Below are 12898 nucleotides of genomic sequence, written 5' to 3' on the forward strand. Positions count from 1 at the left end.
CATGTTCTTACGGACCGCGACATTGCCGTCCGCAGTATGAACCACCATGTCGTCCTTGCCGTCACCCGTGATGTCGGCGAAGTACAGGCGACCGAGATCGGTCCCGGTGACGAAGCGACCCCAGCCGGCGCTCCAGTGGGTACCACCGTCGAAGTAGGTACCCATGTTCTTACGGACCGCGACATTGCCGTCCGCAGTATGAACCACCATGTCGTCCTTGCCGTCACCCGTGATGTCGGCGAAGTACAGGCGACCGAGGTCGGTCCCGGTGACGAAGCGGCCCCAGCCCGAGGACATGACGGTTCCCGGTCCGAAGCTGGTGCCGAGATTGCGGTGCACGACCACAGAACCGTCGATGCGCTGCAGGACGAGGTCGTCCTTGCCGTCGCCGTCGATGTCGGCGGGGGTCACCTTCTCGCGGGACACGACCGCCTTCACCCAGCCGGCCAGATCGTCGACTCGGGTGTCGACGGCGCCGGTGCGGGTTTCCGCGGGGTCGATTCCGAGGCAGCCGCCCTGCCAGGAGCGAGAGCTGACGCTCACGAGCTGGGGACTGCCGTTCACGGAGCGCAGGGCGGGCCCTCCGGCGTCGCCCTGACACACCGTCGCCGTGTCGGAGCCGTTGAGGTTCACCGCCGTGTCCGTGGTCGAGGCCACGGTGAAGGTGCCGGTGTGCAGTTTGTTGGGCACCCACTCCGTCCTGGTCCGACCGAACCCGGCCTTCGTCAGTTCCTCACCGCTCGCGGCGGGGGCGGAGGCTATCGGCACGGGCGTGATCGCCGGGTCGGCGATCCTCTTGCTGAGCCGGACCAGGACGAGGTCGCGGTCGGCGTGCGGCACGAGGGCGAGTGCGGGCTGGACGCTGCCACCCGTCTGCGTCAGGTCGGTGCGACCGACCGTGACGGTGGTGGCCACGGCGGGCTTCCCGGCGGCGGGCTTGGCGTCCGAGGCGAAGCAGCTGGCGGCCGTGAGCACCCACTGGGGGTCCACCAGGGTCCCGGTGCACGCCCGTTGGTCACCGACGTTGATCTTTGCGACGAACGAGAGCGAGGCGTCGGCGGTCTCGGCGCCGTTGAGGGCGACGGCCGGCGGAGCGGAGAGGCCCGTCAGAGAGCAGGCCACGATGGAACCGGCCAGCAGGAGTGAGCGAGAAAGAGGGCGGGACATCGGATTCCTTCTTGAGAGTTCCGTAGGGAGTGCGCGTTCGTGCCCGGCGGCTCGTGGCAGGGCACCGCGGGCTCCGGCAGACGAGCTACTTGGAGGTTCTGATCTCCATGAGCATGAACTCGCGTCCCTGCTCATCCGCACTCTCACCCACGGAGGTCCAGGTGTTCTTCTCGATGTCGAAGGACTTCTCCTCGTCCCCGACGCTCATGTCCACCCGGGTGGTGTAGTCGTTGCCCCTGACCACGTAGACGGCGGGAATCTCCAAGGTGAGCCATCCGGACGTGCCGACCGTCCGGAAGCAGATGACGTCGTCCTCACGTCTGGCCATGACCTGGAGGAGGCCGGGTCCCGAGGCGCAGTCGGCGAGGGTGATGTGACCGTCACCGCGCTTGAGGACGATGCCCCGCTCCCGCAGGATCCGGTCGGCCTCCGGATAGGCGAAGTCCTCCACGGCGTAGCCGGGCGCCTCGTCGGCCACCGCCACCGCCCGGCCGCTGTCGCCTCCGCCCTGTGCCCCCGTCGGGAGCAGGCCCCACGCCAAGGCGCCGACGGCCGTGGCCAGGAGCAGGGTGCGCGCGACGAACTTCTTACGGTGCGGCTTGGCCGCAGTCACGACGTGTTCCTTCATCACTTTCCTTCGTCGATCCATAGGGGGCTGCGTCGGGAACGCGTGTCCGGCACCGGCCGATTGAGCACGCTGCTCCTGCCGGACGCTCAGCAGGAGACAGCCAGGTTCGCGGGGTGCCTTCCGTGGCCACTCGCACGGGCGCTCACGCGGCCGGCCGCGGGCTCGGCGACATGACCGGAGACGGGCGGGACTTCATCGACGGGTTCGTCCACGCCGGGACGGCGCCGAGGACACGACGCACGGCTCGTAGCCGTCTGCGTAAAACGAGCACCTGTACATTCCCCCGTACTTCGACAGCCCCGGCCCGGCGGCCATCGGTTCCCAGCACCCCCACGTCATTGGAGTCGTCTGGAATTCCGACCTCCGACGTCCCGGCTTCACCGAGCCCGTACATGTCATCGCCACAAGCTGATCTTGTCCACTGCCTCAAAGGTGACAAAGAAGGCAGAACTTGCAGATGCACGGTGAGGTTCGTCACCTGATGCGAAGGTTGCATGCCCCTACGTGGGGATTCCGTGCAGAGCCAACAGCTCGCGGCGGAGCCCGTCATCCGATCGGACGATGCTCCCGTCAACCGTTCCGTCCGCCGAGAGCGACCACAACACCGACCGGCGGCACCGTTCCGCCGGGGGAAGCTCGAGGCACTTGGCCCTCCACACCGCGGAGTTGTCGCACATGCATCGACGAACCTCCCGCCCGACCGCCTCGCCCGGCGGTCCGGTGCCGGCCTCACGTCCCGCACGGGTGACGGGGGGGCAACGGTGAAGCGGCGCCTCGCAGGTCTGTTCGCCGCGCTGACCGCCGTCACGGCGGCCCTGGCCGCATGCACGACAAACGACGGCACCGAGGCGGTGCCGCCGGTGTCCGCGCCGCCCGCGGCGACCGGCCCGCGGATGCCGGACACCGGCACAGGCCCGTCCCGCACCCCCGAAGGCACCCTGCTGGTCACCGACTTCGGCGCGGACACCGTCACCTTCGTCGATCCGGCCCGGTCGGGCGCGGCGGCGGACCTGGGCTCGGTGCGGGTGGGGACCGCCCCGTACGGGGTCGCCCTCGACGACGAGGGTACGGCGTGGGTGGCGACGGCGGAGGGGGTGGCCGCGGTGGACACCCGCGCCCGCGAGCGCACCGCGCTGATCCCCTACACGACCGACACGGGCCCCGTGGCGACCGGCGAGTACCGGGGCGGCGGCATGGGCATCGCCGTGTCCCCGGACGGCGGCCGGGTCTACGTCGGCGTCAACGTCCCCGGCGGCGACGGCACGCTGGAGGTCGTCGACACCGGGCGGCGGAAGGTGACGGAGACCGTTCCGGTCGGCCGCCGGCCCTTCGACGTGGACGTGTCGCGCGACGGCCGGCACGTTTACGCCACCAACCACGACTCCTTCGACGTCACCGTCGTCGACACCGGCGACTGGACGGCGCGCCGCGTCGAGGTCGCGCCGTACGGCACGGAGGGCGGCCTCGGCTCCTGGCTCAAGCCGCACTACACCGCCGTACGCCCCTCGGACGGCGCCCTGCTGCTGCCCTTCGAGGGCGAGCGTCTCGCCGTGGTCGATCCCCGCACCGGGTCCGTCCGGATCGAGGACATGACCGCCGACACCCACCAGCACGGGGTGGCGGTCGGTGACGACGGCACCCTCTACGCCGTGGGCACCGGCCCGATCGACCCGTCCGAGGACGACGGCCCGTCCCTGACCGTGCGCCGGCCCGACGGGCACGAGCGGGTCATCCCCCTGGACGGCGCGCACGAGACCGTCGTCCCCTCGGCGGACGGCCGCACCGCCTACGTCTCCGGCGGCTTCACCCGGGACGGCTACTGGAACGGTCTGAGCGTCGTCGACACCGGCACGGGCCGGGTGAAGCGCCTGCCGGTCGGCGAACGGCCCCTGGGCATCGCGCTCCTGTGAGACGGCCGCACCCTGCCTCGGGCCCGACCGCCTCCGGTGGCGCCGCTCAGCGGGACGGGCGCACCGGGGCGCTGGCCGTTCCCCGTTCCCGGCCGCTCAGCTCGGCGTCCAGGGTCTCCTGGGCGACCCGCATCGCCTGCGCGTACCGAGGCTGCCCCATGCGCTGCCAGGCCACCTCGGGATCGACCTGTTCGACGTGGCTCACCACCCACCAGATGTTGCCGAACGGGTCCCGGACCCTGCCCCCGCGGTCCCCCCACGCGCTGTCGACCACCTCGGTGACCACCTGCGCGCCGTGCTCGACCGCGGCGGCCATCGCGGCGTCCGCGTCCGGCACGTAGACCCGCAGCAGCGCGGGCATCACCGGCCAGTCGGACCGCCGGTCGAAGGCCAGCACCACCGTGTCACCGACCCGGATCTCACCATGCCCGACGGTGCCGTCCTCGACCTCCACCCGGGCCAGCTCCTCACCACCGAACGCGGCGGTGACGAAGTCGAGCAGCGCGCCGGTGTCATCGGTGACCACCCACGGCGCGACGCTGGTGTACCCCTCGGGTGCGGGGTGCTTCATCGGACACGTCCCTTCTCTCGGTGCGATGCGGTGCGACGACGCTAACCGGGAAGTAGGCCGGTTCCGGTCCTACTTGCCACGGCGCGATGATGCCGCGCTCGTCGCTGGATCGAAGTGAGCGGTCGCCGCTACGTTGGCCACGGCCCTGATCACTCGCGCCGAGAGGACACCATGCCCGCCGACGACGGCCCGTACGAGATTCTTGACGACCGCTTCCGCACCGGACGCTGTACGAACGGTGACAACAGGCTGGAGGTCCTGTACGACGACTGCCGGTGGGCCGAGGGGCCTCTGTACCTGCCCGCCTGGCGGCAGTTGATCTGGAGCGACATCCCCAACGACCGCATCCTGCGCTGGGACGAGGCCACCGGCACGGTCGGCGTCTTCCGTACGCCGGCCGGACACAGCAACGGCAACACCCTCGACCGGCGGGGCCGGCTGGTCACCTGCGAACAGGGCAACCGCCGTGTCACCCGCACGGAGCCCGACGGCACCGTGACCGTGCTCGCCGACCGCTTCGACGGCAAGCGGCTCAACAGCCCGAACGACTCCGTCGTCCGATCCGACGGCACGATCTGGTTCTCCGATCCGGACTTCGGCATCATCACCGACTACGAGGGCCACCGGGCCGAGTCCGAGATCGGGGCGTGCCACGTGTACCGGATCGACCCGGTCTCGGGGGACGTCCGGCTGGCGGCCGACGGTTTCGAGGGGCCCAACGGTGTCGTGCTGTCCCCCGACGAGAGGCGGCTGTACGTCTCGGACTCCCGGGCCGCGCGGATCCACGTCTTCGACATCGGCGAGGACGGCACGCTGTCCGACGGGAAGGTCTTCGCCGAGGCCCGGGGTGACGTGCACTTCGACAACATCCGCTTCGACGACGAGGGCCGGCTCTGGGCCGCCGCGCTGCACGACGGCGTCCACTGCTACGACCCCGACGGCACCCTCATCGGCCGGCTGCGTGTGCCCGAGCCCGTCTCCAACATCGCCTTCGGCGGCCAGAAGAACAACCGCCTGTTCATCACCGCCACCACGTCCCTGTACTCACTCGTGATGTCGGTGACCGGCGCGCCCCGCCTGTAGGCCCTCGGCACCCCCGCCGGCCGTGGCCCCGGCCGCCCGCGGACACAGCCGGTCACCGCTGCCGTACGCGGTACAGGTCGCGCAGCAGGGCGATCTCCGCCCCGTGGTGGAGCACCTCCTGGTTGACCCACCAGACGACGTCGACGAAAGGCTCCTCCGCGTCACTGCCATGGGGGTACGTGCACCGGCCGACCTCGTCCAGCGCGGCCTCGTCGGTGCCCAGCAGCGCGTCGTGCCAGGCGGCGGCGCCCGTGGCGAATGCCGCGACCGCTTCGGTCGCGCCGCCGGCGACCGCGTAGTCGTCGCGGGTGAGCGAGTGGGTGTCGGCCGTGTGGTCGGCCCGCAGGAAGAGCATCTCGGCCAGGTGGCTCAGCCGCCAGGCGAGGGTCGTCAGGGGCGGCGGCGACGGATGCGGGTACGGCGCGGCGTCCCTGCCCCACTCACCGGTGCCGTCCAGCCGGGTCGCGCGGGGCCCCGGCCCCTCCGCCCGGCGTCTGACCGACCAGCAGGCGCCCGGCACGGGCTCCCAGAGGTACTCCTCGTCCGTCAGGGGGCTGACGGACGTCTCCGTCCCGTCCCCGCTGTCCATGACCGGTCCGACCATGCGGTCGGTGAGGCGTCGGCAGGCGAAGTCGAACTGCTCCAGCAGCGGAACCAGACGAGACGGCGTCATCAAACACTCCTGCGTCGCGACGAAGGGCTCACGCCCCGGAGGAGGACGGCCCTGCCGAGCCGTCAGCCTGACACAAGGGCCGCACGACCCGCGCCCCGTTATCCGCCCGCCGGGAAGGGATGAACCGCTGTGCGGGCAGGGGCCGTTGCGGCGTAGGTTGTGACGACGTAACCACGCCTCGGCTGAAAGACGGACCGTACCCATGAGCGACCCCGTGACGACACCCGGCTCCGCCGCGCACCAGAGGATCGACACCTCGGTGCCGCACTCGGCCCGGATCTGGAACTACTGGCTGGGCGGGAAGGACAACTACCCGGTCGACGAGCAGGCCGGCGACGCGTACACCGCGGTCTTCCCCGGCATCGTCACCATCGCCCGCAGCAGCCGTGCCTTCCTGCGCCGCAACATCACGTACCTGGTCGCCGAGGCGGGTGTGCGGCAGTTCCTCGACATCGGGACGGGTCTGCCGACCGCCGACAACACCCACGAGGTCGCCCAGCGCATCGCCCCCGAGTCCCGGATCGTGTACGTGGACAACGACCCGATGGTCCTCGCCCACGCCCGCGCGCTGCTCTACTCCACCCCCGAGGGTGCGACCGCCTACATCGACGCCGACGTGCTCGACCCCGAGAGTGTCCTCGCGGACGCCGCGAAGACGCTGGACTTCACGCAGCCCGTGGCCCTCATCCTCAGCAACATCCTCGGGCACATCGCCGACCACGACCGGGCGCGGTCCGTCGTCACCAGGCTGATGGAAGCGCTGCCGTCCGGCAGCTACCTCTCCGTCAACGACGGTTCCCGGGGCATCGACCCGGAATTCGAGCAGGCGCAGGACGCCTACAACGAGAGCGGCGCCGCCCCGTACGTCCTGCGCACCGTCGAGCAGATCACCGCGTACTTCGACGGCCTGGAGCTCGTGGAGCCCGGGGTCGTCCCGGTCACCCAGTGGCGTCCGGACGCCGGCTCCCCCGCCCCGGAGCCCATCGGCGAGCACGGCGGCCTCGCCCGCAAGGTGTGACACCGCCCTGACGGAGTCCGTCACCGGCGGCGGGTACGCGCCGGGCGACGGGCCCGACCGCCGGTCCCGGCACCCGATCCCGAGGAGTGCGCGTATGCCCGCATGGTCGTTGCCCGAGACGTTCACCAGCAGCTCCGGCGCGGTCCGGTGGAACCGGCTGGGCGAAGCCGGCCGGCCCGCGCTGGTCCTGCTGCACGGCACGCCGTTCTCCTCGTACGTCTGGCGCGCGGTGGCCCGCTCGCTGGCGCGTGAGCATCAGGTGTTCGTCTGGGACATGCCGGGCTACGGGGCGTCGGAGAAGTCCGCGGGCCAGGACGTGTCCCTGGCCGCCCAGGGCCGGGTCTTCACGGAGCTGCTGGCCCACTGGGGTCTGGAGCGGCCGCATGTGGTCGCCCACGACTTCGGGGGTGCCGTCGCGCTGCGGGCCCATCTGCTGCACGGCGCCGGCTACCGGGCGCTGGCCCTGGTCGATCCGGTCGCGCTGGCCCCGTGGGGTTCGCCGTTCTTCCGGCTGGTCCGCGACCACGCCGAGGTCTTCGAGGCGCTGCCGCCGCCGCTCCACCGGGCGCTGGTCCGCGAGTACGTCGGTTCCGCCAGCAGCCCGGGGCTGCACCCGGCGGTCCTGGACCGGCTGGTGCGGCCCTGGCTCGGCGAGGCGGGGCAGCCGGCGTTCTACCGGCAGATCGCCCAGGCCGACCAGCGCCACACCGACGAGATCCAGGAGCGGTACGCGGACATCACCGTCCCGACGCTGGTCTGCTGGGGCGAGGACGACGCGTGGATTCCGGTGGCGAAGGGGCGTGAACTCGCCGCTGCCGTGCCCGGTGCCCGATGGGAGCCGATCGCCCACGCCGGTCATCTCGTCCAGGAGGACGCGCCGGCCGAGCTCACGGCCGCGCTGCTCGCCTTCCTCGGGCGCCTTCCCTGACGGCCGCGCGGCACTGGGGAGGCCGCGAGGGGCCCGGACATGCCTCGGGGCACGGTGCCCGGGAACCAGTGGTTCCCGGGCACCGTGCCCCGTTCGGCGGTCTCCCGGTCAGGCGGGGGTGATGTTCTCCGCCTGCGGGCCCTTCTGGCCCTGGGTGATGTCGAAGGTGACGGCCTGGCCTTCCTGCAGCTCGCGGTAGCCCTGGGCGTTGATGTTGGAGTAGTGCGCGAAGACGTCGGGACCGCCGCCGTCCTGCGCGATGAAGCCGAAGCCCTTTTCAGAGTTGAACCACTTGACAGTTCCGCTGGCCATGCCTTTTGCCTTTCAGCCGTTATCGGATTCGCACCGCGCGAACCCGGAGGTGGTCGTCCTGGTCCTCCGGCATTGCACAGCAAACCGCCCGCACTCCGGGGCGGGCGGTCTGGGCGAACCACGACATCTGCTGCTGACGCTACACGGCATGTCCGAGCCTCACCAGTGAGTAAGGGGTGTGAGCGGCAACGATGTTGCCGAACCGAGGCCCGGAAGGTGCTCGGGGGCGGTGTCGCGCCCCGGTCATCAGCCGGGCATGGCACAGGAGGCGCTTTTCGACCTGCTCCGCGGTGGCGGCGCCGGAGAGGATGTCGACGCAGGAGCCGTCCTCCGGGGTCCGGCCCGCCCGTGGGATCAGTTCCGCCCCGCCGAGGAGCCTGAGCCCTGGGCCATACGGGGGAGACGGCGGGGCGGCCGCACACCCCGGTTCCGTTAGTGGTCAAGCAATGAGTAGTCCACACACGGAGTCGGAGATCGATATGACCGTCAGGAATGCGCTGGCCAAGGTGATCGGCGCGGTCGTCTGCACCGGCCTGCTGGGAACGGGGTGCGCCCGGCATCAGCCGGGCGCGGCCCCACGGGACGCGCAGGCGCCCGGCGGATCCGCCTCCCAGCCGACCTCGCCCCGCCCCGCTCCCCCGCGTTCGTTCCCGAGCCCCCTGCCGGGACTCGGTCCGTCCCTGCGGGCCCGCATCCCCGACGCCTCCCGGCAGGCCCTGGTGGTCACGGGCGCGACCAGGACCTCGAACCGGGCACGGGTGGTGCTCTACGAGCAGGACCTTGCGCGGGGCTGGCGTGCCGTCGCCGGTCCCTGGGCGGCCCACAACGGCCTGCGCGGCTGGACCGAGGAGCACGAGGCGGGCGACCTCCGCTCGCCCGTCGGCGTCTTCCGTCTGAGCGACGCCGGTGGCAGGCTCCCGGACCCCGGTACCCGGCTTCCCTACGACCAGGACCCGGAGTTCGCCGTGTCGGGCACCGGGCATCTCGGGGAGCCGCTGGAGGGTTCGTTCGACTACGTGATTGCCATCGACTACAACCGGGTGCCCGGCACCACCCCGCTGGACAAGACGCGACCGCTGGGCGAGGACAAGGGCGGCGGCGTCTGGATCCACGTGGATCACGAGGGACCGACGAACGCCTGTGTCTCTCTGAGCGAGGAGCACATGCGCACGTTGCTCGGCGCCCTGGACCCGGAGAAGGAGCCGGTCGTCGTGATGGGTCCGGAGTCGGTCCTGGAGCGGTAGTGCGCGCACCGGCGTCGCCGTGCCGTGGACGCCCCGCGCGAGACACCGACGGAGCCCTTGACCGTATGCCGTGGCCCGTACGGGGCGGGCGTACCGGTTCGTCCACGCGGTCTTGACGGGGCGGACCGCGCTCGGCCTACTGGAGGCGAGCCGGACGTGTTCGGGGGACCGGTCCGGTGTCCGGCCGGTGTCGGTCCCCGCCGGGGCGGCAGGTCAGGGGTGCGACAGTGCGGCGTCGATGGGCAGCGGCGGCAGTCCTGCTGGCCTGGGCGCTGCTGCATCTCCTCGCCGCGCAGCGAGCGGGGTTCCCGGAGGCGGAGCCCGCGCCGGGCTCCGCCCACGTGGCCGTGGTGGCGGTGGTCGAGACGGCCGGGGAGCCGGACCCGGGCGAGGAGGACCCCTCGCTCCGCCAGGTCGCCGTCCGCTCACCGAGGACCGCCGGGAGGGCGGCCTGCGACCACGGCGTCGCCGCCCCCGCCCCGGTACCGACGCGCACCCGGGGACGGGACGACGGCGGCCTTCGCCGGCCGCCCGTCCCCGGGCGGGGCGCGGACGGGCCCGCGCGGAGCGCACCCGAACTGCAGACGTTCCGCTGCTGAACCCCGGCGGTACCGACGAGGCCTGCGCCGCGCGGCCCGTGTACTGCCCGCCGAGACGCGGTGTCCAGCAGGCCTTCGTGTGTCCGGAGAGTTCCGACGACGCAGGAGGCGGACGAATGTCCGAGAAGCGCATAGACGTGATCGTGCCGGGAGAACTCGGTACGGACGACCACAAGATCTGGCGGGAGATCAGAGCCGCCTCCGCAGCCCCGGCCAACCCGTTCATGGACCCCGCGTTCACCGTGGCGGTCGGACGGGTCAGACCGCGGACACGGGTGGCGGTGCTGCGGGAGGGGGGCTGCCCGGTGGGGTACTTCCCGTACGAACGGGCCTTCGCCGGCCGGGGACGGGCCCTCGGGCTCGGGGTGTCGGACAGTCAGGGCGCGGTCCTGCGGCCCGGCATCCGTCTCGACGCCCGCGCCCTGCTGCGGAGCTGCGATCTGTCGTCCTGGGAGTTCGACAACCTGGAAGCCGGCCAGGCCCTGTTCCTGCCCCACGCGGTCGAGGAGCTGGCCTCGCCGGTCGTCGACCTCGGTGACGGATTCGAACGGTATGCCGAGGGCCTGCGCCACGGCTCGCCCGGTTTCTTCCGGCAGACCCTCGCCAAGGAACGCAGACTCGCCCGTCAGGTCGGCGAGGTTCGCTTCGTGTTCGACGATCGGGATCCGGCGGCGTTACGGGCGCTCATGGGGTGGAAATCCGCCCAGTACCGGCGCACCGGCCGGCGGGACCGGTTCGCCCAGGCCTGGATCACCCGGCTGGTGGACATCCTCGCCCGCGGCGAGGACCCCGGGTGCCGCGGGGTGCTGTCCGTGCTCTACGCCGCCGGCCGCCCGGTGGCGGCCCACTTCGGGCTGCGGTCGCCCACGGTGCTGTCCTGGTGGTTCCCCGCGTACGACCGGGCCTACGGCAAGTACTCCCCCGGCCTGCTGCTGCAGTTGCGGATGCTGGAGGCGGCGGCCGCCGACGGGATCCGCCTGGTCGACCTGGGCAGCGGGCCGGCCCGTTACAAGGAGTCGTTCAAGACCCGCGACCTGACGGTGTACGAGGGTACGGTGGTCCGCGCCGGGATGGGCGCCGCCGTCCACCGGCTGGGGCGGGAGCCGGCGCGCGCCGCCCGCCGCTTCGTCCGCGAGCGTCCGGGCCTCGCCCAGGGCGCCGCCCGGACGCTGGAAGCGCTGGGCCGCCTGCGCGCCCGTTGACGGCGGCCCGGCCGGGAGGACCGTGCTGCGGGCCGGAGCAACCGTGGTGCGGGCCCGGGGACCGTGGTGCGGGCCGGCCCGGCACACGGCCGTTCGCCGTGTGCCGTGGTCCGGGGCTCGTGCGCTCAGCCGGTGGGCGGCATCTCGGTGGGCGTCGAGTCCAGGCCGGGCCGGCGCTCGCGCCAGGCGCCCCGGGTGAAGTCGGGGACGTCGACCGGGCGTCCGTCCCTGGCCAGCGACATGACGCTCAGGGGGACGGGCGAGCACCAGGCGGCCGAGTCGTAGACGTCGATGTCCGGGACCAGCCCCGCCCGCATGGACTGGACGGTGCGCCATTGGAGTACGTAGTCCATGCCGCCGTGCCCGCCGTTGTTGGCGGCGTCGTCACCGACCTTCTGCCACAGCCAGTGGTCGTACTCCTTGCGGTAGCCCTCGAAATCGCGCCAGGTGTGGCCGCTGTGGTCCGGTTCGGCGTAGATCCGGGCGCCGGTCGGGGCGGGTCCGGCGTAGTCTTCGACGATCCCCCGGCTGCCTGCGAGCGTGTTGATCCGGCTGTAGGGGCGGGGCGAGCTGACGTCGTGCTCCGCGCGGATCGTCCTGCCCTTCGCCGTCTCGATCAGGCAGGTGACCAGGTCGCCGTTGACGTAGGTCTCCTTCCAGGAGGGGTGGTCGCGGGGTACGAAACGCGCGCGGTAGTCGGCCAGGCCCCTGGGGGCGGTGGCGGTGGCGCGCAGGGTGGTCATGCGGTCGCCGCGGTTGACGTCCATGGCGGCCGCGATGGGGGCGAGGCCGTGCATGGCGTAGAAGGATGCCGTGCTGCGCGTGTGCCAGAGCCGGCGCCAGGAGTCGGTGTAGTAGGTGTCGGAGAAGAGGAGTTCGCGCAGGTCGTGGAGGTAGCCGCCGTGACCGTTGGTGATGTCCCCGAACAGGCCGTCGTGCGCCGCCCTGAGCATGGCCAGTTCGTTGCGGCCGTAGCTGCAGTTCTCGGAGAGGAACAGGTGCCTGCGGGTGCGCTCGGAGGTGTCGACGAGGTCCCACAGCTGGCGCAGTTCCGTCGCCACGGGCAGCTCCACCATGGCGTGCTTGCCACTGAGCAGTGCGGCCCTGCCCTGTTCGTAGTGGAACTCCCAGGGTGTGGCGATGTACACCAGGTCGATGTCGTCGCGCCGGAGCATCCGGGCGTAGGAGTCGGCGGAGCCGCCGTACTCGGCGGGGCGCGGGCTGCCCTTGCTCTCCAGCCGGTCGGCGGCGCGCTTCGCGCGGTCGGCGCGGATGTCGCAGACGGCGGTCACGGTGCAGCCGGGCACGGCCGCCCAGCCGGTGATCATGCCGCCGCCCCGGTTGCCGAGGCCTATGACACCGACGCGGACGGTCCGGTGCGCCTCGAACGGCACCCCGATCATCGACCTCTGGCCGGGCCTGCGGCCGGGAGCCCGCTCGGCCGCCGACGCGGTGGGGGCCGAGGCGGTCATCCCGGCCGCGAGGGCGCCGGTGGCGACGGCTCCGCCCAGGAGCAGTCGGCGTGAGACAGCGGGTGTTTCGGACATGACGGCAACACTCCTC

At 72.0% G+C, this 12898-nt stretch carries 13 protein-coding genes; 7 read left to right on the forward strand and 6 right to left on the reverse strand.

Annotation, left to right across the window (positions count from 1 at the left end; translation table 11 throughout):
- On the reverse strand, positions 1-1167 hold a 1167-nt coding region (locus ACGF5T_RS10070), incomplete at its 3' end, for a trypsin-like serine protease (RefSeq protein ID WP_392887436.1).
- An 85-nt stretch (positions 1168-1252) separates the two neighbouring features.
- The gene (locus ACGF5T_RS10075) at positions 1253-1795 is read right to left on the reverse strand and encodes a hypothetical protein (protein WP_392887439.1); all 543 of its coding nucleotides are present in this window, start codon (positions 1793-1795) and stop codon (positions 1253-1255) included.
- Positions 1796-2556: 761 nt separating this feature from the next.
- Here ACGF5T_RS10075 and ACGF5T_RS10080 point away from each other — a divergent pair.
- Positions 2557-3705, forward strand: coding sequence for a YncE family protein (locus ACGF5T_RS10080; protein ID WP_366766853.1), 1149 nt, complete (start codon positions 2557-2559; stop codon positions 3703-3705).
- Positions 3706-3751: 46 nt separating this feature from the next.
- Here ACGF5T_RS10080 and ACGF5T_RS10085 read toward each other — a convergent pair whose 3' ends face one another.
- The gene (locus ACGF5T_RS10085) at positions 3752-4276 is read right to left on the reverse strand and encodes a VOC family protein (RefSeq protein ID WP_366766852.1); all 525 of its coding nucleotides are present in this window, start codon (positions 4274-4276) and stop codon (positions 3752-3754) included.
- A 171-nt stretch (positions 4277-4447) separates the two neighbouring features.
- Here ACGF5T_RS10085 and ACGF5T_RS10090 point away from each other — a divergent pair, with 171 nt between their 5' ends.
- Complete coding sequence (locus ACGF5T_RS10090; RefSeq protein ID WP_366766851.1) at positions 4448-5359, forward strand: SMP-30/gluconolactonase/LRE family protein; 912 nt, start codon at positions 4448-4450, stop codon at positions 5357-5359.
- A 52-nt stretch (positions 5360-5411) separates the two neighbouring features.
- On the opposite strand, the gene ACGF5T_RS10095 is transcribed toward ACGF5T_RS10090, so the two are convergent.
- Positions 5412-6035 carry a DinB family protein gene (locus tag ACGF5T_RS10095; protein WP_356610234.1) on the reverse strand — a complete coding sequence of 208 codons (624 nt, stop codon included), beginning with the start codon at positions 6033-6035 and terminating at the stop codon, positions 5412-5414.
- Between the two features lie 199 nt (positions 6036-6234).
- Between ACGF5T_RS10095 and ACGF5T_RS10100 the strand changes: the two genes are divergently transcribed.
- Both ACGF5T_RS10100 and ACGF5T_RS10105 read left to right on the forward strand, forming a co-directional pair.
- Positions 6235-7050, forward strand: a complete 816-nt coding sequence (locus ACGF5T_RS10100; protein WP_356610233.1) for an SAM-dependent methyltransferase — start codon at positions 6235-6237, stop codon at positions 7048-7050.
- Between the two features lie 94 nt (positions 7051-7144).
- Positions 7145-7978 (forward strand): alpha/beta fold hydrolase, encoded by an 834-nt coding sequence (locus tag ACGF5T_RS10105; RefSeq protein WP_356610232.1) that lies wholly within the window; start codon positions 7145-7147, stop codon positions 7976-7978.
- Between the two features lie 108 nt (positions 7979-8086).
- Here ACGF5T_RS10105 and ACGF5T_RS10110 read toward each other — a convergent pair whose 3' ends face one another.
- Positions 8087-8290, reverse strand: coding sequence for a cold-shock protein (locus tag ACGF5T_RS10110; protein WP_003978336.1), 204 nt, complete (start codon positions 8288-8290; stop codon positions 8087-8089).
- Positions 8291-8769: 479 nt separating this feature from the next.
- On the opposite strand from ACGF5T_RS10110, the gene ACGF5T_RS10115 reads away from it, so the two are divergent.
- From ACGF5T_RS10115 to ACGF5T_RS10125, 3 genes are all read left to right on the forward strand, one after another.
- Positions 8770-9534, forward strand: a complete 765-nt coding sequence (locus tag ACGF5T_RS10115; protein ID WP_366766850.1) for a L,D-transpeptidase family protein — start codon at positions 8770-8772, stop codon at positions 9532-9534.
- Positions 9535-9761: 227 nt separating this feature from the next.
- The gene (locus ACGF5T_RS10120; protein ID WP_366766849.1) at positions 9762-10133 is read left to right on the forward strand and encodes a hypothetical protein; all 372 of its coding nucleotides are present in this window, start codon (positions 9762-9764) and stop codon (positions 10131-10133) included.
- A 116-nt stretch (positions 10134-10249) separates the two neighbouring features.
- Positions 10250-11335 carry a GNAT family N-acetyltransferase gene (locus ACGF5T_RS10125; protein WP_366766848.1) on the forward strand — a complete coding sequence of 362 codons (1086 nt, stop codon included), beginning with the start codon at positions 10250-10252 and terminating at the stop codon, positions 11333-11335.
- Positions 11336-11460: 125 nt separating this feature from the next.
- Here the strand turns inward: ACGF5T_RS10125 and ACGF5T_RS10130 are convergent, their stop codons facing one another.
- A complete protein-coding gene (locus ACGF5T_RS10130; protein WP_361015443.1) occupies positions 11461-12882 on the reverse strand; it encodes a Gfo/Idh/MocA family oxidoreductase in 1422 nt (473 codons plus the stop codon).
- Positions 12883-12898 lie beyond the last annotated feature (16 nt).

The sequence above is a fragment of the Streptomyces sp. NPDC047853 genome, assembly GCF_043204535.1.
Classification (GTDB): Bacteria; Actinomycetota; Actinomycetes; order Streptomycetales; family Streptomycetaceae; genus Streptomyces.